Origin of the sequence: Corallococcus sp. AB032C (assembly GCF_003668935.1) — a bacterium.
GTDB classification, from domain to species: domain Bacteria; phylum Myxococcota; class Myxococcia; order Myxococcales; family Myxococcaceae; genus Corallococcus; species Corallococcus exiguus.
In genome coordinates this window covers 1-21,958 of sequence record NZ_RAWP01000100.1, presented here as the reverse complement: position 1 = coordinate 21,958, position 21,958 = coordinate 1, and the positions used below count along the sequence as shown (strand labels likewise).

Genomic DNA, 21,958 nt, shown 5'->3' with positions numbered 1-21,958 from the left:
CCCGAGGTGCCGCCCCCTGGAGCCGCGACACGGGCGGTCGTTACACTTTTTCATGTCGAGCGGAAGCCACGGCCAGGGTTCCGCGGGGAGGGCGCATGCGGACGCCGAAAGACGAACTGCTGCTCCGGGCGATGGACCATGCGTTGTCAGCGCGAACGATAGAGGCGGTCGAAGCGCTGGCCGCGCTCTATCGGTTGTTGGACGCGGAGCGCATTCCCGAAGACGAGAACTACGCCGTGTTCGCCACGGCATTGTCGCGCCGGCTGGAGGGGGCGACGGGGGCGCTGCACCCGTACCGGGCGTCGGAGGTGGACGGAGGCGCGCCACAGATTGAGTTGTTCCGGCGGTTGATGAAGCACCTGCCGCTGGCGGCGGCGGCGGACGCGGTGGCGAACGCGCTGCTCGCGGACTTCCTGCGAGGGCACGCGGAGCCGACGCTGCTGGACGTGGGCATCGGGCAGGGGCGGCAGGAGTGCAACCTGCTGCGAGCGTTGGCGAGGGCGGGAGCACTGCCCCGGCACCTGACGGTGGTGGGGGTGGACCCCAGCGGCACGAGCCTGGTGGAGGCGCGCGACGCGGTGCTGGCGGTGGCGGACGAGGTGGGGCTGTCGCTCGAGTTCGTGAAGCTGGAGTCGCCGGTGGAGGACCTGGACATGGCGACATGGGCGGCGTTGCGAGCCGTGCGCCGGCCGCTGGTGGTGAACGCGGCGTTCGCGATGCACCACGTGGCGGAGAAGGAGACGTCAGGCATGGAGGCACGCGACGCGGTGCTGGCGAGGCTGGCATCGCTGGGCCCGGTGGGCGTGGTGATGTGCGAGCCCCACGTGGATCACCACCGTGCACCGGCGCGTGAGCGATTGAAGAACGCGTGGAATCACTTCTCCCGCGTGTTCCATCTGCTGGATACGCTGGAGATGCCGAGCGCGGAGCGTCGCGCCATCAAGCGATTCTTCGGCCGGGAGGTGGATGACATCGTGGGCACGGTGAACGAATCGGAGCGGTGTGAGCGGCACGAGCCGGCCCTGGCCTGGTGGGAGCGGTTGCAGCGAGCAGGCCTTGCGCCAAGGGGAGGGCTGGAGGCGGTGTGTCCGGCGGACGTGCACCCGGCGGTGGGGCTGTGCGTGGAGGAGGGCACGGTGGGCATCACCTTCCGGGGCGATGTGCTGGTGTCGGTGCTGGCGGCGGTGCCAGGAGAGGGCGCGTGAGCGACCTGGATGCATTGGCGCCGAAGGTCATCGCGAGGTGTCGTGAGGCCGGGGTGCGGCTGGCATTGGCGGAGGCGTGCACGGGAGGGCTGATGACGGCGGCGCTGACGGAGGTGCCGGGGGCATCGGCGGTGGTGGAGCGAGGGTTCGTGCCGTATTCGAACGAGTCGAAGGGGGAGCAGCTGGGGGTGCCGCTGGCGTTGTTGCAGGCGCACGGCTCGGTGAGCGCGGAGGCGGTGGGCGCGATGGCGGCGGGGGCACTGGAGCGTTCGTGGGCGGACTGGGCGGTGGCGGAGACGGGCATCGCGGGGCCCGGGGGAGGGACGGAGGCGAAGCCGGTGGGGCTGGTGTTCATCGCGGTACAGCGGCGCGGGAGGGCCGCGGTGGTGGAGCGTCACCGGTTCGAAGGGGACCGGCGGCAGGTGCGGCATGCCGCGGCGGCGCGAGGGCTGGCCCTCCTTCTGGAGCAAGTGGGAGTGGAGTCCTGAATAGGGGACTCATCCCTCCGGACGTTGGCACGTGGACGCGTGATGGGGGAGAAGGTTTGACGCAGTCTCACGAAGGGGGCCTCGATGTATCGAATCGACGTGGACCGGGCGGAATCCATCGTGAGCTTCGCGCTGGAGGGCTACATCCGGCTGGAGGAGATGCAGCGCTTCGTGGAGGACCTGCGCGCCGCGACGGATGAAGTGGCGGGGCAGGCCATCAAGATCGAAGCGGACCTGCGAACGTTCCGGCCGGCCTCGCCGGAGGCGGCGGATCTCATCCGGAGGGTGCAGGAGTACGGGCTGCGCTCCGGAGTGACGCGGGTGGCGGAGTTGGTGCAGAACCAGATCGTCGCGTTGCAGTTGAACCGGGTGGCGTCCGGAAGCGGGACGGACAAGATCCTCCGCCGTTTCTGGCAGGAGTCCGCGGCAAGGACCTGGTTGAAGCACGGAGACGCGGAGCTGGGAGTGGCGCTGCGGGGCTGAGCGGAAACGAACATGCCAGCGCGCGGCACGGATACGCAGCACGTGACGCTGGGCGACACCTTCGAGAAGGCGGCGCGGAGCACTGGTATTGGTGCATTCAGGAGCCCCTATGCCGGGACGGTACTTCGGTCTTCGCGATGACATGGGCATCCAGACCCGCTGGCTGCTCGACGATCCCAGGAACTCACAGGGGAATGAGGTCGATGACCCCTGGCGATTCGCGGATGGCTGTCCGGTGCGAGTGGAGGAGCGACTCCGGATCCCCATCTATCACCCAGGAACCTCGCTCGAGTTCTCCCACGCGGGCGTGGGTGGGGCTCCTGTCGTGCATCAGCGAGTCGCGAACATCTTTCAGACACTGGCGCCCGAGGACGTACAGCTCATTCCCGTGGATGTCGAAGGGGAGACCGAGCCGTATTGCCTGCTCGTCGCGACTCGGAACATCCGATGCATCGACGAGCAGCAGACGACAGAGGTGCTGTATTGGAAACCGGAGGACGGCCAACCCGAGAAGGTGGACGAGTACCGCGCCGTTTCCGGCATGCGCATTGACGTGACGAAAGTGGGGGACGCAAAGGTATTCCGTCCCTGGGGCTGGACCCTTGCGCTCATCGTTTCCGAGGACATCAAGGAGGCGTTGGAGCGCGCGAACGTGACAGGGGTGAAGTTCTCAGTGGTCATGGGCCCCAGCGAAGCCTGTCCCGAGGAGCGTGCGCATCGCCGCAAACTCCGGGACCTCTACGAACGGTCCACGAAACCCCGTGAAGCCTTCTGGCGCACGCTGGGCGCCATGGACGACAACTTCGTCATCCCCATCGTCGTCGGAGGCGGTTGGCCGGCGAGGAGCGAGATCTGGCGCGTCATTCACCGCCCTGACGGCCGAACGCTCTTCGTGACGGACGGTCTCTCCAACTTCTTCGCTGACCAAGCAGAGCCCTCCGTGGGCTTCGGCCTGGAGCTCGCGCTCGAAACCGACGAGTCCGTGGAGGACGTGGCGAAGAGTTGGCAGCAGCTTCTGCTGGAGCGAATCGCCAACGAGCTCGTGGGCCACGAACACCTGCGCGAACCGGCGAGGACCGGCATCCTCTCCATGGAAGTGGACGGAGAGCGCATGCCCGAACCGCTCCTGACGAAGGAAGGCCGAGTCGGCGTGCTCCTGGGCATGGACACCCCCACACTCCCCACCCACTTCACGATGCCGGACGGACAGGTCCGGCTCGTCACCGTGAAGACGCTGATGCCCCGGGAGCTGACGTACCTGCTGGAGCACGGCCGGGAGGAACTGCTCCACCGCTTCAACCAGTCCAACCCCGGCCACCTGTCCAAGGCCTGGCGCCAGCCCGTGGTGTAGTCGGAGGCAGTCCATGTCGCAGCGCTGGCTGTGCGTGATGTGGCTGCTGTTGGTGACGGGCTGCGCGACGTCACGGACGTGGCGGTTGGACACGGGGGAAGGCCGGGCGCGTGAGTACACGCCGCGCACGGACACGCGGCCCGTGGCGCTGGAGGGCGACACCTTCGAGAAGGCAGTGCGGACGCTGGCGCGCGGAGCGCCGGTGTCGGTGCATCCCCGGAGGGAGGCGCTCCGACTGTTGAGTCCCGGAGCGGACCGTCCGCGAGCCTCGCTGGGCGTCGTGTCCGTGGATGACCCGAGGCAGGGGCGCGTCCGTGTGACTCATGGGAGCACGGAACTGGAGGCCGCCTACGGACGCTGGTGCGTGCGCAAGCGACTGTCCGGAGACTGTCTGCACCTGTTGGACAGAGGGCTGACGCTGGATGAGGAGGGCAAGAGGACACTGGCCTTCCGGATTGCGTTGGACTCGGTGTGGGAGGAGACGGCCGAAGCGCTGGAGGGGATGGTGGACCCCGAGGCGACGGTGTCGCTGCTGGTGATGACAGGAGCGGTGTACTTCAGCCTGTGGCTGGTACCGGAGCCGCTGTTGTCGAAGGGCGTGGCGGCGACGCTGACGGTGGCCCTGATTGCGTACCTGGGCTGGGACACGGTGTGGAGTCTCGTCCAGGGCTGGAGGGTGCTGGCGGCGGAGGTGAGGGACGCAGAGACGTTCGACGGCATCCGGGGCGCGGGAGAGAAGTACGCCGAGGTGATGGGAAAGCAGGCGGCGAGAGCCTTCGTGATGCTGGCGATGGCGGCGCTGGGGAGCACGGCGCAGACGCTGGCGACGAGGGTCGCGACACTGCCGGGCTCAGCGCAGGCCGCGCTGGTGGGGGCGGAGCAGGGAGGCTTCCGGCTGGTGGCCGCGGCGGAGGTCTCAGCAATCGCGGTGTCCGCGAGTGGCGAGGTGACCCTTGCGCTGGCGCCCAACGCGGTGGCGATGTCCGCGAAGGGGCGGAACGTCCCCGTGCCAGTCGACGTCCACGAGCATCACATCGCCACGAACAAGTGGTGGGACGCCACGCATCATGGCGGACCTTGGTCGCCCAAGTTTCAGGACCTCTTCGACCGGGCTGGCATGTCCTTGGATGATCCCGCGAACAAAGTCCGTGTCCCTGGACATAAGGGACCGCATCCTCAGAAGTACCATGAAGAAGTCTACGAGCGCTTGCGCCGGGCACTGGGAAGATGCAGGAGCATTCAGTCGTGCGGTAAGGCGCTTGTGAAGGAGCTTGAGTCGCTGGGATCAGAGATCTCTACGCAGAACAGTCGGCTCAACTTGCTCGTCACGCAGCCCTGACGCCCGGGAAGGCTAAGCCCAATGAAGTACTTCAAACTTCTCGACGACATGGATATCCGTGACCGCTGGCTTCCAGGCGAGGCAACGAACGCCCAGGGGCAGGAGATTGATGACATCTGGCAGTTCGCGGATGGCTGCCCGGTCCAGGTCCATGAGCGCCTGACGATCCCCATTGGGCATCCGGGAGTGGTTCAAGACTTCTCGACGTCGAGTGTGGGTGGGACACCTGTTGTCCACAAGCGCGTCGCGAATGTCTTCGCGGAACTGGCTCAGGACGACGTGCAGCTCATTCCCGTCGAGGTCGAAGGACAGTCCGAGCCTTACTTCATCCTCGTCGCGACACGGACCATTCGATGCATCGATGATCAACAGTCCGCCGAGGTGAAGTATTGGCTGCCAGAGGATGACCGACCAGAATTGACGGGGACATATCGAGCTGTTTATGGCCTGCGCATCGACCCGACGAAAGTGGGCGATGCCAAGGTCTTCCGCCCCTGGGGTTGGAACGTCGTGCTTCTCGTCTCCGAGGACATCAAGGATGCCCTGGAGCGTTCAGGCGCCACGGGGATGGCATTCAGGGAAGTCACCGGTCCCAGCGAAGTCAGTCCCGAGGAGAGAGAGCACAACCGCAAACTCCGGGACCTCTACGAACGGTCCACGAAACCCCGTGAAGCCTTCTGGCGCACGCTGGGAGCCATGGACGACAACTTCGTCATCCCCATCGTCGTCGGAGGAGGCTGGCCCGCGAGGCGCCAGGTCTGGCGAGTCATCCACCGGCCCGAAGGACGCACCCTCTTCGTGACGGACGGCCTCTCCGACTTCTTCGTGGAGGCCGTGGAGCCCTCCGTGGGCTTCGGCATGGAGCTTGCGCTCGAGACCAACGAGCCACAGGCAAGCTGGCCTGTAACGCTGCTGGAGCGAATCGCCAACGAGCTCGTAGGCCACGAACACCTGCGCGAACCGGCGAGGACCGGCATCCTCTCCATGGAAGTGGACGGAGAGCGCATGCCCGAATCCCTCCTGACGAAGGAAGGCCGAGTTGGCGTGCTCCTTGGCATGGACACCCCCACACTCCCCACCCACTTCACGATGCCGGACGGACAGGTTCGGCTCGTCACCGTGAAGACGCTGATGCCCCGGGAGCTGACGTACCTGCTGGAGCACGGCCGGGAGGAACTGCTCCACCGCTTCAACCAGTCCAACCTCGGCCACCTGTCCAAGGCCTGGCGCCAGCCCGTGGTGTAGCTACCCCATTCCCATCATCAGCCACACCGCCAGCGCTCCATACAGCGGCACGTTGAGCGCCAGCGTCAGCCGGTTGATGCGCTGGAACCGCGCCTGCTCGGCATCCGCGAACCACACCCCATCCTCGCCAGTGGTGCGACCCTCCACGGCTTGATGGAACAGCGCCGCATACGCCACCTCCACCAGCAGGCTCACCAGCACCAACCCCACCAACGCGAGCGACCACACATCGCGCCCATCGAGCACTCCGGCCCACTTCTCCCCGGTGTACACGAGCCCCGCCCCCACCAGCGCGATGCATCCCAGGTCATGGCCCACGCCATACGGCGGCCGCCAGTTGCGCGACACGTAGAGCATGTAGAGCTCAGCGGCACCGCGCAGCCACATGGACACCGCGAACGCCCCCAGCACGACGCGCGCCTCCATCGGCACGGACGCATCCAGCGCCACCAGCGGGCACACCAGGAACCAGAGGAACACCGCGTACAGCAGCCACGCCATCTTGGGTCCGGAGATGCGTCCACCCCGGCCGCCCTGCGCGTTCTGCCTGCGCCGGAACACCACCGCCGCGCTCGCGCACGCCAGCAACGCCACCACCAGGAACACCCGCGTCGACGAAGTGAGCATCAGGAGGAACGAGGCCGGGGATAGTGGTGGGGAAACCGCTCGACGTACCACGCGCGGAGCCGGGGCAGGTGCGTGAGGGACACCTGCGGATGCAGGTGATGCACCACATGCATCCCCACGTGCCGGGGCGCCAATCCCAACCCACCCCACCACCCGAGCCCATGGTCGCGAGTGCACGCGAACACATCTTCCAGCTTCCGCCCCTGCACGGGCGCGGCGGTGTGCTCCGCGAGCAACCGGTGCGCGTTGAACCCAGACGCCACCAGCAACGGCACCGCATACCCCCACAGCACCGCGGAAGGCCACCGCACCGCCAGCGCCAGCACGCCCAGGTGGAACAGCACCTGACCCGCCTCCGCCCGAGCACACGCCGCCACCTCCGCGTCGCGCGTGAGCACCCGTCCAGAGCGGTCCTGCAGGAACACGCGCGCATACGCCGTGCGCAGCGAAGGCAGCACCCACGCGCAGAGCCCCACCGGTCCCCGCAGCACCCAGCCGGGAATGACGCTCAGAAGCAGGAACCACCGCCACGCCGTGCGCAGCCGTCCTCCATCCGGAGGCTTGCGGTACGGATCCGACGGCAGGCCCGCATCGCGATGATGGCGAAGGTGGTGGTAGCGCATCGCCGCCAGCGTGGACGCAATGGGGTATCCCGCGACGGTCTCCAGCAGACACAGTCGCCATTCACGTCTTCGCGAAGGCAGGTGGACCGCGTCATGAAGCAGGACGCCCAGGGCATGCAGCCGTCCCGCGACGACGAGCACCGCCAACGGCACCAGCACCGGAGGAGCCCAAGCCATGACCGCCCACCCCAGGGCCATCCCCGCCCACTCCACGGCCGCCAGGCGCAGCAGTCCGGAAGGCGTTGCGGGAACGAGCAGCTCGCGAGGCACCGCCGCGCGACGAGGCAGGGAAGAGGACATCGGGCGCCAGGACTCCATGCATGGGCGCCGGACGCAAGCCCTGCGCGGATTGGACACCCGGAGACGGGCACGGCACGCTCCGCGCGTGCACCGGGACGGTCAATCATGAGTGTGGAGATGCCGACGCAGCCGGCCCTGACGGGCACGCGCGTGGAGTGGGGCGGTTGGGTGTTCCCCCGCTGGAACGACCCGAGGCTGCCCTTCGCGGCGCTGCTCACGCTCTACGGCGTGCTGGGCTTCACCTTCTTCGGCTTCAACCGCAGCCCCGGGCAGATGGCCTTCCTGGTCGTCTCCGGCACGCTGCTGGACGCGGTCCTGGGCTGGGTGCTCAAGCGGCGCAAGGAGGTGCCGCTCTCCGCGTACATCTCCTGCTGCTCGCTGGCGCTGCTGTTGAACTACTCGCACGCGAGCACGCTCTTGTGGCTGCCGGTGTGGCTGGCCATCGGCTCCAAGTACGTGCTGACCTTCCAGGGGCGGCACGTGTTCAACCCGTCGATGTTCGCGGTGGCCGTGTCGCTGCTCACCACGCGCGAGCTCATCACCGCCGCGCCCGCCTACCAGTGGGCCAACGGGGAGGTCGCGCTGTCGGCCTTCATCGTGATGGCGGCGATGGTGCTGTTCTTCTTCCGCGTGGGCCGCGGCTGGTTGGTGATCAGCTTCCTGACCTTCTACGCGCTCCAGACGGCGCTGCGAGCGTTCATCCTCCGCCACCACCTGCCGCCGGAGGTGCTGTTCCTGGGCACGCTGGGCGCGCCGTCGTTCTTCATCTTCGTCTTCTACATGCTCACCGACCCGGCGACGTCGCCCGCGACGCCAAAGGCCCAGGTGCTGGTCGCGCTGGCCATCACCTGCGTGGACCTGGTGCTGCACCTGAAGGAGAGCGTCTACACGTTCTTCTACGCGGCGCTCACCGTGGCCACCTCCCGCTTCGTGTTCATGCACGCGCGCGAGCTGTGGCGCACCCGGGGCGCGGCGCGGCACGGGCTCCTGGCTCCGGACATGCTCAAGCGCGTGGGCGTGGTGGGGGGACTCGGGGCGGTGCTGGCCACGGGCTACTCGGTGTCAGCGGCGCAGGGGGAGCGTCAGGCGCCGCTCGCGTTCCACCTGGACGCGCAGGACCTCAAGCAAGCGGGCCTGGACTCCCAGATGGGTCGCACGCTGGAGGAGTTGGATCCGCGCGTGGCCCACGTCGCCAAGTGGCTGGTCGCGGTGGGCGACGCGGTGGCCACCGGCGACTTCGACGGGGACGGCAAGCTGGACCTGTTCCTCACGCACCCGCTGGGCACGCCGGAGCACCACGCGGGCCTGTACCGCAACCTGGGCGGGCTGCGCTTCGAACGCGTCCCCGTGCCCGCGCTGGAGCGCTTCGCCACTCGCTACAAGGAGGAGGGCCTGGCGGGCGGCGGGACGTTCGTGGACTGGGATGGGGACGGGGACCTGGACCTCGCGGTGGCGGTGGCCTTCGGGCCGGTGCGCCTGCTGCGCAACACGCTGCGCGAGACGGGCACCGCGGGCTTCGAGGACGTGACGGAAGCCGCGGGCGTGACGGACCACGCGGTGAGCCTGGGCCTCACGTTCCTGGACTACGACCGCGACGGGCACCTGGACCTGCTGGTGCTCAACGCCATGACGACGCACCTGCCGGACTACCCGGAACCCGCGCCGCCGCTCAACCTCTTCAAGCTGCCCGAGCCCGAGTACGCGGGTGACCGCCGCATGCTGCGCTTCATGCACGACGGCTGGCACAACGCGAGCAACGGTGGGCGCAACGCGCTCTACCGGGGCCGAGGGGACGGCACGTTCGAGAAGCAGGACGTGGAGGCGCTGGGCCTGAAGGAGACGCACTGGTCGCTCGCGGTGAGCACGGTGGACCTGAACCAGGACGGGTGGACGGACCTCTACGTGGCCAACGACTTCGGGCCGGACGACATCTACCTGAACGAGGGCGGCCGGCACTTCCGCCACATCGTGGGCAACCGCTTCGGGGAGATTGGCCGCGACACGTACAAGGGCATGAACGCGAGCGTGGCGGACTTCGACCGCAACGGTTGGTTGGATGTGTACGTGTCCAACGTGCACCACTCGCTCCAGGCGGAGGGCAGCCTGTTGTGGATGGTGGGGCCGGGCGAGGACGCCTTCGTCCCTCGCTTCCAGGACGAGGCCACCTTCCGGGGCGCGCTGAACGAGCGCCGCTTCGGCTGGGGCGCGGCGGCGGGGGACCTGGACGACGACGGATGGCCGGACCTGGTGCAGGCCAACGGCATGGTGGACGCGCGTCTGGACGCGGAGAAGTGGCGCATCCCGGCGGGGCAGCGCAACGACTACTGGTACGTGAACCACAAGTTGATGCAGTCCGGCCCGGAGGTGCACACGTACGCGGACAAGTGGGGCGACATCCGGGGCCGCGTGCTCTATCCGAACGAGGCGCGCCGCGTGTACCTCAACCTGGGCGACGCGCGGCCGGGGCACTTCGTGGATGTGGCGAAGGACGTGGGCATCGAAGCGCCGGACAACTCGCGCGGCGTGTTGATGGCGGACCTGGATGACGACGGCGACCTGGACGTACTCATCACCAACCAGCACGCGCCGGTGTCGCTGTACCGCAACACGCTGCGAGCCAGCGCCACGGACGCGAAGCCGGACGCGCACTTCGTGGGCCTGTCGCTGGTGGGGGACGGTCAGCGCACGCACCGCAGCGCGGTGGGCACGCGCGTGGTGGTGTCCTACGAGGAGAGCGGCAAACGCGTGGAGCAGGTGCGCGAGGTGGGGCTGATGGGCGGGTTCTCCGCGTCGGCGGATCCCCGGCTGCACTTCGGTCTGGGCCGTCACGCGGGGCCGGTGAAGGCGGTCATCCACTGGTATGGCGCCCAGCCGCAGGAGGTGACGTTGGAGGCGGACCGCTACCAGGAGGTGCGCCAGCCTCCCGCGCCCACGGCGTTGCGGGGAGGGCCCTGAAGCGATGCTCTCCGCGATGAAGGGCACCACGGTGCGGCGGGAGGACCTGGACGCCGGCACCCGGGCGCGGATGTTGGCGCTGATGCAGTGCTGCTACGTGGGCGTGAGCGCCGAGCGCTTCCACGCGGACCTGGACGCGAAGCAGTGGGTGTTCCTGCTGCACTCCCGGCGCACGCGGGAGCTGGTGGGCTTCAGCACGGTGCGGGTGGCGGAGGAGGGCGGCGTGGAGGTGCTGTACTCGGGCGACACGGTCATCCATCCGGACTGGTGGGGCCACAAGACGTTGCAGGTGGTGTTCGGAAGGTTGTTGCTCGCGCGCAAGCTGCGCCGGCCGTGGAGGCCGCTGTACTGGCTGCTCTTGTCGGGCGGATACAAGACGTACCTGTTGGCGGTGAACTACTTCCCGCGCACGCATCCGCGCCGGGACTGGGCGCCGCCGGAAGGACGCTCGGAGTTCCTGCGGGGACTGGCGACGCGGTGGTTTGGTGCGCAGTACGAGGCGGCGAAGGGCACGCTGCGCTTCGATGGCGCGCACTACCGGGTGCGGGATGGTGTCTCGCCCATTGACCGCGACGCGGCGGCCCATCCACACATTGCCTACTTCGCGGAACGCAATCCCGGCCACGCCGAGGGCGAGGAGTTGGTGTGTCTGGTGGAGATTCGCGGCTGGGACCTGGCGAGGGCGCTGGCTCGAAGCGTCTGGGGCCAACTGCGCCGCTGGGCCCGTCGGGAGAGGGATGCCTCGCGGGTCCGCGTGGGGACGTGACGTGCTGACTTCCCGGGCGACGTGGTCCGCCATGACGGCGGCGCTGGTCTCATCCGCGCTGTCCGCGAATCCGCGTGGGGGCGAGGCGTGCTGACTTCCCGCACGATGCTGACCGCCACGATGGCGGCGCTGACGCCGTCCGCGCTGCGCTTCCGCCATGCGTTGCGCGAGCCGGAGGTCGCGCAGGCGGAGTGTCTGGCGCGCATCCTCCGCGCCGTGGAGGGCACGGCACAGGCGGGGCGGGTGCAGCACTTCGACCGCATTCGCACCGCTCGTGAGTTCCAGGACGCGGTGCCCAGCACCACGCCGGACTCGGTGGCGGAAGATGTCGAGCGCATCGCGCGGGGCGAAGCGCGGGTCCTCACTCACGAGCCCGTGCTGCGCTTCGAGCTGTCCGGTGGTTCCTCGGGTGCGTCCAAGCCAGTGCCGGTGACGCAGGGCCTGCTGCGCGAGTTCCAGCGCGCGCTCGCGCCCATGCTGCACGAGGTCTTCCTGCGCCGCCCTGCGGTGCGCGAGGGTCCCAGCTACTGGTCCATCTCCCCGCTGGGCCGGAGACAGCACCGGACCGCGGGCGGAATCCCAGTGGGATCAGCGGAGGACAGCGCGTGGTTCCCGCGCCCGTTGCAGCCGCTGCTCTCGCGCGTCTTCGCCGTGCCGGGCTCGGTGGGTCAGGCTCCCCACGTCGAACCGTGCCGTTACGTGACGCTGTGGTTCCTCGTGCGGTGTTCGAACCTGTCGCTGATCAGCGTCTGGAACCCCAGCTTCCTCACGCTGCTGATGGACGCACTGGAGCGGCACGGCGAACGGCTCGTGGAGGACCTGGAGCGCGGCACGCTGCGACCTCCTGAACAGGACGCGGACGGTGCATCCGTGGGCCACGACCCTGCCTGGACGGCGCTCGTGCAGGGGCTCCAGGGCGTGCGTGACATCCCGAGGGCCCAGGTGCTGCGCGCCGCCCTGCGTGACGGACTGCCCTCCGCGCGCACGCTCTGGCCAGGGCTCGCGCTCCTGAGCATGTGGACGGACGCCCAGGCCTCGCACGCCGTGGCTGGCGCATGCCGGCGCTTCCCGGGCGTCGAGGTCCAGGGCAAGGGCCTGCTCGCCACGGAGGGCGTCCTCACGGTGCCCCTCTTCGAAGCGCCCGCGCCAGTGCTCGCGGTCCGGAGCCACTTCATCGAGTTCCTGGACCCGGAGCGCCCTGACGCACGCCCACTCCTGGCGCACGAGCTGACGGCGGGCCGCACCTATGCGGTACTCCTCTCCACGTCCGGCGGACTGCTGCGCTACCGACTGGGGGACCTCGTCCGCGTGGAAGGCTTCGTGCACGCGACGCCGTGCCTTCGGTTCCTCGGCCGAGCGGATGCCGTGTCAGACCTCGTAGGCGAGAAGCTCTCCGCCGCACGAGTGGGCACGGTGCTGGACGCCGCGCTGGGCAACACGCGTCCCGCCTTCGCCATGCTCGCGCCGGAGTGGGGGACACCGCCGGCCTACCGTCTCTTCCTCGAGACGGATCAGCCCACCGACGCCCTGGCCGCGAACGTGGAGCACGCCCTGTGCGAAGGCCATCACTACCGCTACGCACGGGAGCTGGGACAGCTCGGTCCGGTGCGCGCGGTGCGCGTGACCCAGGGGGCCCGGCGTTACGAGGCCCGATGCATCCAGCTCGGTCAGCGCGCGGGCGACATCAAGCCCGTGGACCTGCACCGCCAGGCCGGCTGGGCGGAGTGGTTCGGAAGAGGGACATCATGACGATGCTCACGGTGGACCTGGACGCGGAGGCGGACCTCGCTCGCTGCGGCGCGCTGAAGGACTTCTGGTACGTGGCGTGCCTCTCCACGGAGTTGCCCGCGAACAAGCCCGTCGCGCGCACCGTGTTCGGCACGGGGCTGGTCCTCTTCCGCGGACCCGATGGCGCACCCACTGCGCTGCGAGACCGCTGCCTCCACCGCAACGCGCGTCTGTCCCAGGGCGACGTGTTCGACGGACGGCTCGGCTGCCCGTACCACGGCTGGGTCTACGACGCGTCCGGTGCGGTGGTGCAGATTCCGGCGCTGGGCCCTCCCCAACGCGGGGAGAAGCTGGACGCTCGCGCCTGCGCGCACGAAGGCCTCAAGCCCGCGCCCTGCGACCTGGGGCGGCTCGCGCGCTTCCCCACGCGTGAACAGGACGGGCTGGTCTACGTCTACCTGGGCGCGGACGTCACCCACGCCCGCGCGGAGCCCTTCCGCGTGCCCTACTGGGGCGAGCGCGGCTGGACCGTCTACTTCATGGTGACGCGCTTCGCGAACGGCGTGACGAACCTGGTCGAGAACTTCATGGACGTGCCGCACACGTCCTTCGTGCACCGGGGCTGGTTCCGAAATCCCACGCGCAAGCGCGTGCCCTCCACGGTGAAGCGCTACGCGGGCCGCGTGCGGATGACCTACCACCAGGAAGAGGACGCGCTCACGGGCCTGGGGCGGCTGTTCAACCCGCGCGGCCTGCCACTCGTGCACACGGACGAGTTCATCGTCCCCAACGTCACGCGCGTGGACTACCAGTGGGGGGACAGCGGCTTCGCCATCAACTCACAGTGCACGCCCATCGGGCCCACGGACACGCTCGTGTACACGGCCATCAGCTACCGGCTGCCGGTGGACGTGCCGGGCGCATGGGTGGGCCGCGCGCTGACGCCGCTGGTGCGCTGGTACACGCGGCAGGTCATCCAGCAGGACGTCCTCATCATGGAGACGCAGCGCCAGGGACTGACGGATGGTCCCGGCGGCGGCGTGTACTCCGGCACGGAGGCGGACCTGCACCACGCGGACATCGAAGCGTTCCGCCGCTGGCTCCGCGAGGGCGCTCACGGCCCCGTCCCCGAGGACGCGGAGCGCGACGTGGTGTTCTGGGTCTAGACCGTGCGGGAGGCCTGCTCCTCCTCGGAGTCCGAGGAGGGAATCAGGGCCAGGTTGTACCCGGAGAAGAAGGTCGCACCCAGGAAGACCCAGTGGATCAGCCCCAGGGTGAACGGGAAGGGCAGCAGAGGCAGATGCTCATGCGCCCACATCAGCGTCGCCATGGCGTTGGACGCATGGCACGCCACCGCCAGGCCCAGCGTGAAGCAGATCTGCACCACCAGCCCCCACGTGGTGGTGGCGGAGGTCATCCTCCGGACCCGGGCTCCCAGCAACGCGAGGAGGCGCGGGTACACGAACTTCCGGAAGAGCGCGCCACAGGCCAGGCCCAACATCAGCGGGCCCGCGATCTCGATGATTGAATTGACGGCATCCATGGCCCGCGACCCTGGCAGAGGGCGCACGGCCAGTGCAAATCCACTCACCCCATGCGCCGCAGGCCCGGCAGGTCCTCCGGCCTGAGCACCCAGCGCGGCGGCTCCGGCGGCGACGTGCGCGTGCCCACCTGCGCCGCGGGGAAGCCCTCCACCAGCGCGTAGTCCGGGAACACCGCGCGCGCCTTCACCAGGCTGCCGGCGGCCACGTGGCAGCCCTTCCCCAGGTGACTGCCCTCGCAGAGGATGGCGCCGGGCTCCACCACCGTGCCCGCGCCCAGGTTGCACGCGTGCAGGATGCAGCCCGGGCCCACCACCACGCCCTCATCCAGCACCAGCATGGTGTCCGGCTGCAGGTGCAGCACCGTGTTCTCCAGAATCTGCACCCGCGCGCCAATGCGCACCGGACCGTTCAGGTCGCCGGTGATCTTCACGCCCGCGCCAATGATGGCCCCCGCGCCGATGACCACGTCACCGGACACCTCCGCGGAGGAGAAGAGGGTGGCGGTGGGGTGGACGAAGGGGTGACGGTCGCGAAAGGCGTACAGCTGTCCCATGGGGGCGTCCTCGGCGCGGTCTCGCGCGGAGAAAGGGGTCAATGGAGCGGCGGGCAGCGACAGGTCTCCGCCCCGGCGCTGTTGCAGGTGGGTCAGGTCCTCGGAGGAGAGCATCCGCAGGACCTGTCCCGGCCGGCCCAGCACCACGGATTGATCCGGCACCGTCATGCCCGGCGGCAACACCGTGCCTTCTCCCACCAGGCAGCGGTCGCCCAGCGTCACGCCGGGCATCAGGATGGCGCCGTCGCCGATGTCGCACAGCGACCCCACACGCGCACCCATCACGAGTGAGCGCGGACCGAGCACGGTCTTCTCTCCGATGGACGTGGGCCGTTCGGGAGTGCCTACCACCACCGCGTCTTCGCGCAGCGTGGAGAAGGCTCCCAACATCACGGAGCCTCCCACCGAGCGCACGACGGCGCCTCGGGAGATGATGGCCCCGGGCCCCACTTGCGTGGAGCCCAGCAGTCGCGCGGACGAGGCCAGGGTGAAATGAGGACCTACCGCGGTGGGCAGGAGAGAAGCGGTCGCGGGTAAGGGACTCATCGGGATGCAGCAAGCTACTCCCGGCCCTCCCAAGGGCATGTTGTCCAAAGGCACGACGCAGCCGTCCAGCAGCGGACGCTCACCTGCTGGCTCGATGAGGGTGGGTGCGGCACCTTCAGATGTCAGGAGTGGGTGGCAGGGGGCGTAGGAAGCCGCGTCGCTGGGCGCCACGTGTGGGCGTTTCGCGGTAGGAAGTCCCCTCGCTCTCGAAAGGCCTCACCCCGTGGAAGAGACACCGTTGGCGGACCGCCACGCCCAGGCACCCGAGCCCGTGGCCAGCCGCGACGCCGTGAACAAGGGGCTGTGGTCCCTCGTGAAGGAGGCCCTGCACGGCTCGGAGCAGGACCTCACCCAGCTGCCGCTCGGGAGGGCCATCTTCCTGTTGGCCGTGCCCATGGTGCTGGAGATGTGCATGGAGTCGGTGTTCGCCGTGGTGGACGTCGCCTTCGTCGGCCGGTTGGGCGCGGAGGCGGTGGCCACGGTGGGGCTCACCGAGGGCATCCTCACCATCATCTACGCGGCCGGAATGGGCCTGAGCATCGGCGCCACGGCGATGGTGGCCCGGCGCATTGGAGAGAAGGACGCGGAGCGCGCGGGACGCACGGCGGTGCAGGCCATTGGCCTGGGGGTGATCATCTCCACGGTGCTGGCCGTGGCGGGCATCATCTTCGCCCGGCCGATGATGGAGGCGCTCGGCGGCTCGCCTTGGGTGCTGGAGCACGGCGTGGCCTACACGCGCGTGATGATGGGCGGCGTGGTGAGCATCCTGCTGCTCTTCCTCATCAACGCCATCTTCCGGGGCGCGGGTGACGCGGCCATCGCCATGCGCGTGTTGATGCTGGCCAACGGGCTCAACATCGTGCTCGCGCCGTGTCTCATCTTCGGCTGGGGGCCGTTTCCGGAGATGGGCGTGGTGGGCGCGGCGTGGGCCACCACGCTGGGCCGGAGCGCGGGCGTGGTGTACCAGCTCTTCCGGCTGGTGCGGTCCAACGGCCGGCTCCAGGTTCGGCGCGAGCACGTGTCGCTGGAGCCCGCGACGATGCTCGCGATGCTGCGGCTGTCGAGCGCGGGCATGGTGCAGGCGCTGGTGACCACGTCCAGCTGGGTGGTGCTGGTGCGCATCGTGTCGTCGTTCGGCAGCACGGCGCTGGCGGGCTACACCATCGCCATCCGCATCGTGATGTTCGCGCTGCTGCCCGCGTGGGGCCTGGGCAACGCGGCGGCCACGCTGCTGGGACAGAGCATGGGCGCGGGGGACCCGGAGCGGGGCGCGAAGGCGGTGTGGCTGGCGGGCAAGTACAACCTGATGGTGCTGGGCACCATCGGCGTGGCGTTCTTCATCTTCGCGCATCCGCTGCTGGGAGCGTTCACGACGGATGCGGCGGTGGTGGACGAAGGGGCCACGGCGCTGCGCATCTTCAGCCTGAGCTTCCTGTCGTGCGCGTACGGCATGGTCATCACCTCCGCGTTCAACGGCGCGGGGGACACGCGCACGCCCACGCTCATCGACCTGGGGTGTCTCTGGGTGCTGGAGCTGCCGCTGGCGTGGGTGCTGGCCCATCCGGTGGGCCTGGGCTCGGCGGGCGCGTACTGGGCGGTGCCGGCGGCCTTCGCGCTGATGTCCGTGCTGGGCATCGTGTTGTTCCGGCGCGGGCGCTGGAAGACGCGCGTGGTGTGAGCGTCAGGGCAGGCAGATTTCAAAGCCGGTGCGTCCCCCGGGGAAGGTCCTCGGGGGGCGCGACGCGGGGGTGACGGCGTAGAGGTGGAAGTCCAGCCTCCGCTGGATGAAGCCGTCGAAGGCCGACGCCAGCGGGTCACCGGTGTCCTGCTGCACGGTGAAGAAGTGGAAGCCCCGGCCGTGGAACGCGGCGTATACGGCGTCCAGCAGAGCGCGCAGGACGGCGGGGTCCTCCGAGGGGATGCTGGTGTTGCAGAGGTAGAAGTAACGGAAGTCGCCGCCGGGCGCGGGCAGGCGGGGCGCGCCGGTGACGGTGGCGAGCGCGTTGAAGCCCCGGCGCACCCACTTCATGCCGCCCCGGTACGCGAGCACGCGGTAGCGCTTCACGGCGTCGGGGTTCCACGCGGAGGTGCAGCCGACGAGGTTCCCAGCGGGGTCGAACGCGAGGAACGAATCCTCCACGCGAAGCCGAGGCCAGTGCGCGAGCCGGTGCTCCAGTTCACCGGTGTCGAAGCGGTAGCCGAAGGGACGCGAGCGGTGGTCCGCGTCCAGCAGCGCGGCCATGGCGGGCACGTCCGCGGCGGTGGCCTGGCGAACGGTGTAGCGGCTGGGGCGCGGCTTGCGGCGCAGCACGAACTGGAGCGAGACGGCGGAGAAGGCGCGCATCAGGTGGTAGTGCGGCTGCGCTTCCCGGGACGCGCCACGACGCACGAGCGCCTGGAGCGCGGCCGCGTTGGAGGCCATGACGGCGGTGAGGAACACGTCCACGCCGTGGCGGCGGGCGGTCTCCTCCAGGACGGGGCCATAGAACCGGGCCAGGCCCCGGGCGCGGCGCGCGGAGAAGCGGGTGCGCAAATCGCCCAGGTAGCCCACGCGGCACGGTTTACCTTCCAGCCATCCGTCGCGGACGTGGATGGCGCCCATTCCATCCAGGCGGGATGTTTCACCGTGGGCCCAGACCTCCGCGTCACCCCGCTGCATGGCGAAGAGGCCGAAGTAGTCCGGCGACCGCTGCGTGCTGAGCACCAGGTCCCCGGTCATGGGCACGTCGCCGAACAGGTCCAGCAGCGCGGCGTTGTCGTCCCGGGTGGCTCGGCGGAGGGGGCTCATGAGGTGGGATGCTTGAGTGCGTCGACCAGGGCGGTGCATGCGCGGAGGCCTTCGACGGACTCGTAGAAGGACCGCCCGGCGCAATACACCTCCTCTGCCGGGAAAGAGTTGGCGAGTGCTTCGTTGTGATGGTCGGCCACGCACTTCTTCATCACGACCTTGGGCTGGTGGACTTCATCAAGGCGAGCCCGGTCCCTGGACCATTCCGCGATGAGTTGTGCGTGGTCGTCAGAGTCGTGCTCGTTCTGACAGAGGGGGCGCAGCTCACTCGTGGCCTGATAGAGCCAGGACTCCATGCTGTAACAGGGAGACAAGACAAGGAGGCGGCATAATGCGGTATCCGCCTGCTCCGCTGTTAGTGGAGGGCGCGCACGTGGATTGATGGGCGGCGCTCCTTCTCCCAAAAGGCGGCGACGCACTCGATCGCGAAGGTGGGTTTCGAACTTTCTCCGGTTACTCTTGGGGTAGGTATCGCGCTTGCTCCACACCAAGTCAGCATCGAAGTGGAAAACGACGAAGCCAGCGGGTTCAATCAGGCGCCCTGCAATGGCATCAATCAGGCGAATCGTGTCCAGCGTAGGTGGATCTTCCTTCCAGCTGTTTCCGCGCAATCCGAGGCGTGCACGGTCGTTCTCTGGCAGGGGTTCAATCTTGATGCGAGCTGGATTCAGATCGACGCCTTCTACGACGATCTTGAGCGCTTCTTTCAAGATTTTCAGAAGAGTGGGATGCCCCTGACCACCTGAATCCTCGGTCAGGGCGAGGATGCGAGCACGGGCCATCATGACTCGTCACCAAAGGCCCTTGGTGAGTAAGATATCCGAGACACGTTGAATCCCGGTCTGGTAGGCGAGAAAGAAGGACTCCGCCTCGTCGTCAGTGAGATTGCGCCAGATAAGTTGCGCATCCGTGGCACTGCCAGCGCGTTCGCAGATAATGAAAGTGTGGCGCACTTCTTCAATGCTGTCGAAGCGCAAGAAGTCTAGTAGCAGAGGGTTCTGACTCGTCAGAAAAGCTTGCCGCCCGCCGATCTCCTCTAGACAGGCGGATATCCACTCATGGTGCAGTCCATTGACAAGTTCGTCGGCTATTATGATGTCTGGAGATGCATCGGCATGGGCGAAGAAGGCGAGTAATCGCTTTTGCCCATAGCTCAGTTGGTTATGGGAAATCTCTTCATTGGCCCGTTTGAAAAAGAAGCGAAGATTGCTTAGGCGAACTGTTGCGTCACTGGTAGCTGAATCCAGTCTTTCGATGTCGAAACGCGCGTGTGCTGAGTTGTATCCGAGGACTTGCGCGGCACGGTCTAGAAATGCGAGCGAGTAAGTCGCTGTTGTGCCGTCAGGTATTGGTTCATTGAGAAGATTTACCATGGAGTGAGGGATTTCCCGCACTCTTGTGTTTCGGGCTTTTCGGCCTCCTCTGGATTGAAGCTCAAGCTTTAGCAGGGTGTTGAATCGATCAAGGCTTTCATCCATTCGTCCTGCGGTGAGAATGCGCGAATAGGCAATTTGAGTAGCTAGTTTTCGCAGTGTGTCGGAGTTGCCTTGGTTTGAGAGGGCAACAATTAGAGAGATGATTGGCGGTGTTGGGATTAGGCGGGCTTCGCGATGCTCTATGCCCTCATATGAAAAGATGACCTCGTTGGGATATATTCTTGCGCTGAGGACGGTGTTTCCGGTTTCAATGTACTCCAGGGAGTCCGTCTGTGAGAGGCTTGGGAATTCTTCGATTCTTGGTAGGTCTGGTGTGTGGGGGATTGTCTCGCTGATGCGTAGCCTGGTGGTCTTCTGCTTGAGGTCTAGCTCTTCATTAAAAGCATGGAAGCTCACTTCAAAAGGGTCGTCTTTGAGTGCGTCTTCTGGCGAAGCCACTGCAGTTGCTAGCAGGCGCAAAAGGGTCGTCTTGCCCGCTGCATTCCGTCCAAGGAGCACGTTGATTCCGGGGCGGAACTCCAGCGTCGTCGGCGCGACATTCCGGAATTTATTGATGGTGAGCTGCCTCAGCTTGGTCATCGTGGATCCGCTCGGGGGGCAGTTGGGCGCTGCATAGTCGAACGACCGCACCACACGCCCCCTCCAGGGTCAAGAACACCTCCACCCGCACTTCCGCCCCCGCCCGCCCTGCGCCACATTGCGGGCCTTCACTCGCCGCACGGGGAGGACGTCATGGGGCTGTTGGGGTGGATCATCTTCGGCTTCTTCGCGGGGCTCATCGCCCGGGCCGTGCTGCCAGGGAACCAGCGCCTGGGCTGCATTGGCACCACGCTCCTGGGCGTCGCCGGGGCCTTCGTGGGCGGCTTCCTCACTTCTGTCTGGCGGGGCACCGACTGGCACGACCCGGAGCCCACCGGCTTCCTGGGCGCCATCCTGGGCGCCATCGTCCTGCTCGGGGTCTCCCAGGCGGCCTTCGGCGGCCGCTCCCGGTAGGTCCCCCCCTCCCACGCCGGGAATCCGGGGCCGTCCCGCGGGTTTGGGGGCCCGGCGGCCGGTTGTCCTACCTGCATGGACCCCCATCCGGGGAAAGCACGGTTCCCAAGAGGATGCCGGGCACTTTCTGTAGTAGACCGCGCCCCAGGCATGCAGCGGGGGGCGGTCGGCCGCCGCTGAGCCAAAGGAAAGGCGACGACATCATGATGAAGAAGACGATCCTGATCGCGGCGATGCTGAGCCTGACGGCCTGCCAGGGCCAGGGAGCGAAGCCGGGCGAGACCTCCGCCACCGGCACCTCCACGGCGGCGGCCACCGCCGGTGCTCCTCAGACCGAGGAGCAGAAGACGCTGTACGCGCTGGGCCTGTCCATCGGCCGCAGCATCAGCGTGTTCGACATGACCCCGCAGGAGCTGGAGTTCGTGAAGGCCGGCCTCACGGCCCAGGTCTCAGGTCAGAAGACCGACGTGGACCTGGAGACCTACGGCCCCAAGCTCCAGGACCTCGCGCGCGAGCGTTCGCTGCGCAAGGCCACCGCGGAGAAGGAGAAGTCCGCGAAGTTCCTCGAGGAGAAGGCCAAGGAGCCCGGCGCCGTGAAGACCGACTCCGGCCTCATCTACAAGGAGACCCAGGCGGGCACCGGTCCCCAGCCCCAGCCCACCGACATCGTGAAGGTGCACTACAAGGGCACCCTCTCCGACGGCAAGGAGTTCGACTCCTCCTACAAGCGCGGTGAGCCCACGCAGTTCCCGCTCCAGGGCGTCATCAAGTGCTGGACCGAGGGCCTCCAGAAGATGAAGGTCGGCGGCAAGGCGCAGCTCGTGTGCCCCTCCGACATCGCCTACGGCGACCGCGGCGCGCCCCCGAACATCCCCGGCGGCGCCGCCCTGGTGTTCGAGGTCGAACTGCTCGAGATCGTGAAGCCCCCCGAGCCCACCCCGGGCATGCAGGGCATGCCCGGTATGCCGGGCATGCCGGGCGCCCACCC

20 protein-coding genes are annotated in these 21,958 nt (G+C 67.9%); 13 read left to right on the top strand and 7 right to left on the bottom strand.

The genetic code is table 11. The features are described 5' to 3' along the window. Positions 1-95 precede the first annotated feature (95 nt). The 6 genes from D7X99_RS32815 (at position 96) to D7X99_RS32790 (ending at position 6,111) form a co-directional block, all read left to right on the top strand. The gene (locus D7X99_RS32815) at positions 96-1,205 is read left to right on the top strand and encodes a GRAS family protein (RefSeq protein WP_121781182.1); all 1,110 of its coding nucleotides are present in this window, start codon (positions 96-98) and stop codon (positions 1,203-1,205) included. Beyond that, on the top strand, positions 1,202-1,693 hold the full coding sequence (locus tag D7X99_RS32810) for a CinA family protein (protein WP_121781181.1): 492 nt from the start codon (positions 1,202-1,204) through the stop codon (positions 1,691-1,693). The genes D7X99_RS32815 and D7X99_RS32810 overlap by 4 nt, the downstream gene beginning before the upstream one ends. 84 nt (positions 1,694-1,777) lie before the next feature. Next, complete coding sequence (locus D7X99_RS32805) at positions 1,778-2,176, top strand: STAS/SEC14 domain-containing protein (protein WP_120566935.1); 399 nt, start codon at positions 1,778-1,780, stop codon at positions 2,174-2,176. A gap of 109 nt (positions 2,177-2,285) precedes the next feature. After that, positions 2,286-3,527 carry a DUF1629 domain-containing protein gene (locus D7X99_RS32800; protein WP_121781180.1) on the top strand — a complete coding sequence of 414 codons (1,242 nt, stop codon included), beginning with the start codon at positions 2,286-2,288 and terminating at the stop codon, positions 3,525-3,527. A 13-nt stretch (positions 3,528-3,540) separates the two neighbouring features. Further along, positions 3,541-4,866, top strand: a complete 1,326-nt coding sequence (locus D7X99_RS32795; protein ID WP_121781179.1) for an AHH domain-containing protein — start codon at positions 3,541-3,543, stop codon at positions 4,864-4,866. Positions 4,867-4,887: 21 nt separating this feature from the next. Then, entirely contained in the window at positions 4,888-6,111 is a 1,224-nt protein-coding gene (locus D7X99_RS32790; protein WP_121781178.1) for a DUF1629 domain-containing protein, read from the top strand. Here the strand turns inward: D7X99_RS32790 and D7X99_RS32785 are convergent, their stop codons facing one another. Then, positions 6,112-6,738, bottom strand: coding sequence for a hypothetical protein (locus D7X99_RS32785; protein ID WP_121781177.1), 627 nt, complete (start codon positions 6,736-6,738; stop codon positions 6,112-6,114). Next, entirely contained in the window at positions 6,738-7,661 is a 924-nt protein-coding gene (locus D7X99_RS32780; RefSeq protein WP_158627105.1) for a fatty acid desaturase, read from the bottom strand. The genes D7X99_RS32785 and D7X99_RS32780 overlap by 1 nt, the downstream gene beginning before the upstream one ends. A 117-nt stretch (positions 7,662-7,778) precedes the next feature. Here D7X99_RS32780 and D7X99_RS32775 point away from each other — a divergent pair, with 117 nt between their 5' ends. From D7X99_RS32775 to D7X99_RS32760, 4 genes are all read left to right on the top strand, one after another. Then, entirely contained in the window at positions 7,779-10,616 is a 2,838-nt protein-coding gene (locus D7X99_RS32775) for an FG-GAP-like repeat-containing protein (protein WP_233613893.1), read from the top strand. 4 nt (positions 10,617-10,620) lie between these two features. Next, positions 10,621-11,382: a hypothetical protein gene (locus tag D7X99_RS32770; protein WP_121781174.1), complete on the top strand. Its 762-nt coding sequence runs from the start codon at positions 10,621-10,623 to the stop codon at positions 11,380-11,382. Positions 11,383-11,469: 87 nt separating this feature from the next. Further along, the gene (locus tag D7X99_RS32765) at positions 11,470-13,131 is read left to right on the top strand and encodes a GH3 auxin-responsive promoter family protein (protein ID WP_233613892.1); all 1,662 of its coding nucleotides are present in this window, start codon (positions 11,470-11,472) and stop codon (positions 13,129-13,131) included. Beyond that, complete coding sequence (locus D7X99_RS32760) at positions 13,128-14,276, top strand: aromatic ring-hydroxylating dioxygenase subunit alpha (RefSeq protein ID WP_121781172.1); 1,149 nt, start codon at positions 13,128-13,130, stop codon at positions 14,274-14,276. The genes D7X99_RS32765 and D7X99_RS32760 overlap by 4 nt, the downstream gene beginning before the upstream one ends. Here the strand turns inward: D7X99_RS32760 and D7X99_RS32755 are convergent. Beyond that, positions 14,273-14,653, bottom strand: a complete 381-nt coding sequence (locus D7X99_RS32755) for a hypothetical protein (protein ID WP_121781171.1) — start codon at positions 14,651-14,653, stop codon at positions 14,273-14,275. The genes D7X99_RS32760 and D7X99_RS32755 overlap by 4 nt on opposite strands. A gap of 44 nt (positions 14,654-14,697) precedes the next feature. After that, positions 14,698-15,753, bottom strand: a complete 1,056-nt coding sequence (locus tag D7X99_RS32750; RefSeq protein WP_120579446.1) for a DapH/DapD/GlmU-related protein — start codon at positions 15,751-15,753, stop codon at positions 14,698-14,700. Between the two features lie 238 nt (positions 15,754-15,991). On the opposite strand from D7X99_RS32750, the gene D7X99_RS32745 reads away from it, so the two are divergent. After that, on the top strand, positions 15,992-17,431 hold the full coding sequence (locus tag D7X99_RS32745) for an MATE family efflux transporter (RefSeq protein ID WP_211484285.1): 1,440 nt from the start codon (positions 15,992-15,994) through the stop codon (positions 17,429-17,431). Positions 17,432-17,434: 3 nt separating this feature from the next. On the opposite strand, the gene D7X99_RS32740 is transcribed toward D7X99_RS32745, so the two are convergent. From D7X99_RS32740 to D7X99_RS32725, 3 genes are read right to left on the bottom strand one after another with little or no spacing between them, the layout of a single operon-like run. After that, positions 17,435-18,541, bottom strand: a complete 1,107-nt coding sequence (locus tag D7X99_RS32740; RefSeq protein WP_121781169.1) for a GNAT family N-acetyltransferase — start codon at positions 18,539-18,541, stop codon at positions 17,435-17,437. Next, the gene (locus D7X99_RS42460) at positions 18,538-19,326 is read right to left on the bottom strand and encodes a hypothetical protein (protein WP_147476319.1); all 789 of its coding nucleotides are present in this window, start codon (positions 19,324-19,326) and stop codon (positions 18,538-18,540) included. The genes D7X99_RS32740 and D7X99_RS42460 overlap by 4 nt, the downstream gene beginning before the upstream one ends. A gap of 6 nt (positions 19,327-19,332) precedes the next feature. Then, positions 19,333-20,556, bottom strand: coding sequence for an ATP-binding protein (locus tag D7X99_RS32725; RefSeq protein ID WP_147476318.1), 1,224 nt, complete (start codon positions 20,554-20,556; stop codon positions 19,333-19,335). A gap of 153 nt (positions 20,557-20,709) precedes the next feature. On the opposite strand from D7X99_RS32725, the gene D7X99_RS32720 reads away from it, so the two are divergent. Both D7X99_RS32720 and D7X99_RS32715 read left to right on the top strand, forming a co-directional pair. Further along, positions 20,710-20,970 carry a GlsB/YeaQ/YmgE family stress response membrane protein gene (locus D7X99_RS32720; protein WP_121781165.1) on the top strand — a complete coding sequence of 87 codons (261 nt, stop codon included), beginning with the start codon at positions 20,710-20,712 and terminating at the stop codon, positions 20,968-20,970. 206 nt (positions 20,971-21,176) lie between these two features. Continuing rightward, a partial coding sequence (locus D7X99_RS32715; protein WP_147476317.1) for an FKBP-type peptidyl-prolyl cis-trans isomerase occupies positions 21,177-21,958 on the top strand: 782 nt, incomplete at its 3' end.

Bases quoted from the DNA above. Each gene is read 5' to 3' on its own strand.
- D7X99_RS32815 (WP_121781182.1), top strand. From the start codon at position 96: ATGCGGACGCCGAAAGACGAACTGCTGCTCCGGGCGATGGACCATGCG.
- D7X99_RS32805 (WP_120566935.1), top strand. From the start codon at position 1,778: ATGTATCGAATCGACGTGGACCGGGCGGAATCCATCGTGAGCTTCGCG.
- D7X99_RS32800 (WP_121781180.1), top strand. From the start codon at position 2,286: ATGCCGGGACGGTACTTCGGTCTTCGCGATGACATGGGCATCCAGACC.
- D7X99_RS32795 (WP_121781179.1), top strand. From the start codon at position 3,541: ATGTCGCAGCGCTGGCTGTGCGTGATGTGGCTGCTGTTGGTGACGGGC.
- D7X99_RS32790 (WP_121781178.1), top strand. From the start codon at position 4,888: ATGAAGTACTTCAAACTTCTCGACGACATGGATATCCGTGACCGCTGG.
- D7X99_RS32785 (WP_121781177.1), bottom strand. From the start codon at position 6,738: ATGCTCACTTCGTCGACGCGGGTGTTCCTGGTGGTGGCGTTGCTGGCG.
- D7X99_RS32780 (WP_158627105.1), bottom strand. From the start codon at position 7,661: ATGTCCTCTTCCCTGCCTCGTCGCGCGGCGGTGCCTCGCGAGCTGCTC.
- D7X99_RS32775 (WP_233613893.1), top strand. From the start codon at position 7,779: ATGCCGACGCAGCCGGCCCTGACGGGCACGCGCGTGGAGTGGGGCGGT.
- D7X99_RS32770 (WP_121781174.1), top strand. From the start codon at position 10,621: ATGCTCTCCGCGATGAAGGGCACCACGGTGCGGCGGGAGGACCTGGAC.
- D7X99_RS32760 (WP_121781172.1), top strand. From the start codon at position 13,128: ATGACGATGCTCACGGTGGACCTGGACGCGGAGGCGGACCTCGCTCGC.
- D7X99_RS32755 (WP_121781171.1), bottom strand. From the start codon at position 14,653: ATGGATGCCGTCAATTCAATCATCGAGATCGCGGGCCCGCTGATGTTG.
- D7X99_RS32750 (WP_120579446.1), bottom strand. From the start codon at position 15,753: ATGAGTCCCTTACCCGCGACCGCTTCTCTCCTGCCCACCGCGGTAGGT.
- D7X99_RS32740 (WP_121781169.1), bottom strand. From the start codon at position 18,541: ATGAGCCCCCTCCGCCGAGCCACCCGGGACGACAACGCCGCGCTGCTG.
- D7X99_RS42460 (WP_147476319.1), bottom strand. From the start codon at position 19,326: ATGATGGCCCGTGCTCGCATCCTCGCCCTGACCGAGGATTCAGGTGGT.
- D7X99_RS32725 (WP_147476318.1), bottom strand. From the start codon at position 20,556: ATGACCAAGCTGAGGCAGCTCACCATCAATAAATTCCGGAATGTCGCG.
- D7X99_RS32720 (WP_121781165.1), top strand. From the start codon at position 20,710: ATGGGGCTGTTGGGGTGGATCATCTTCGGCTTCTTCGCGGGGCTCATC.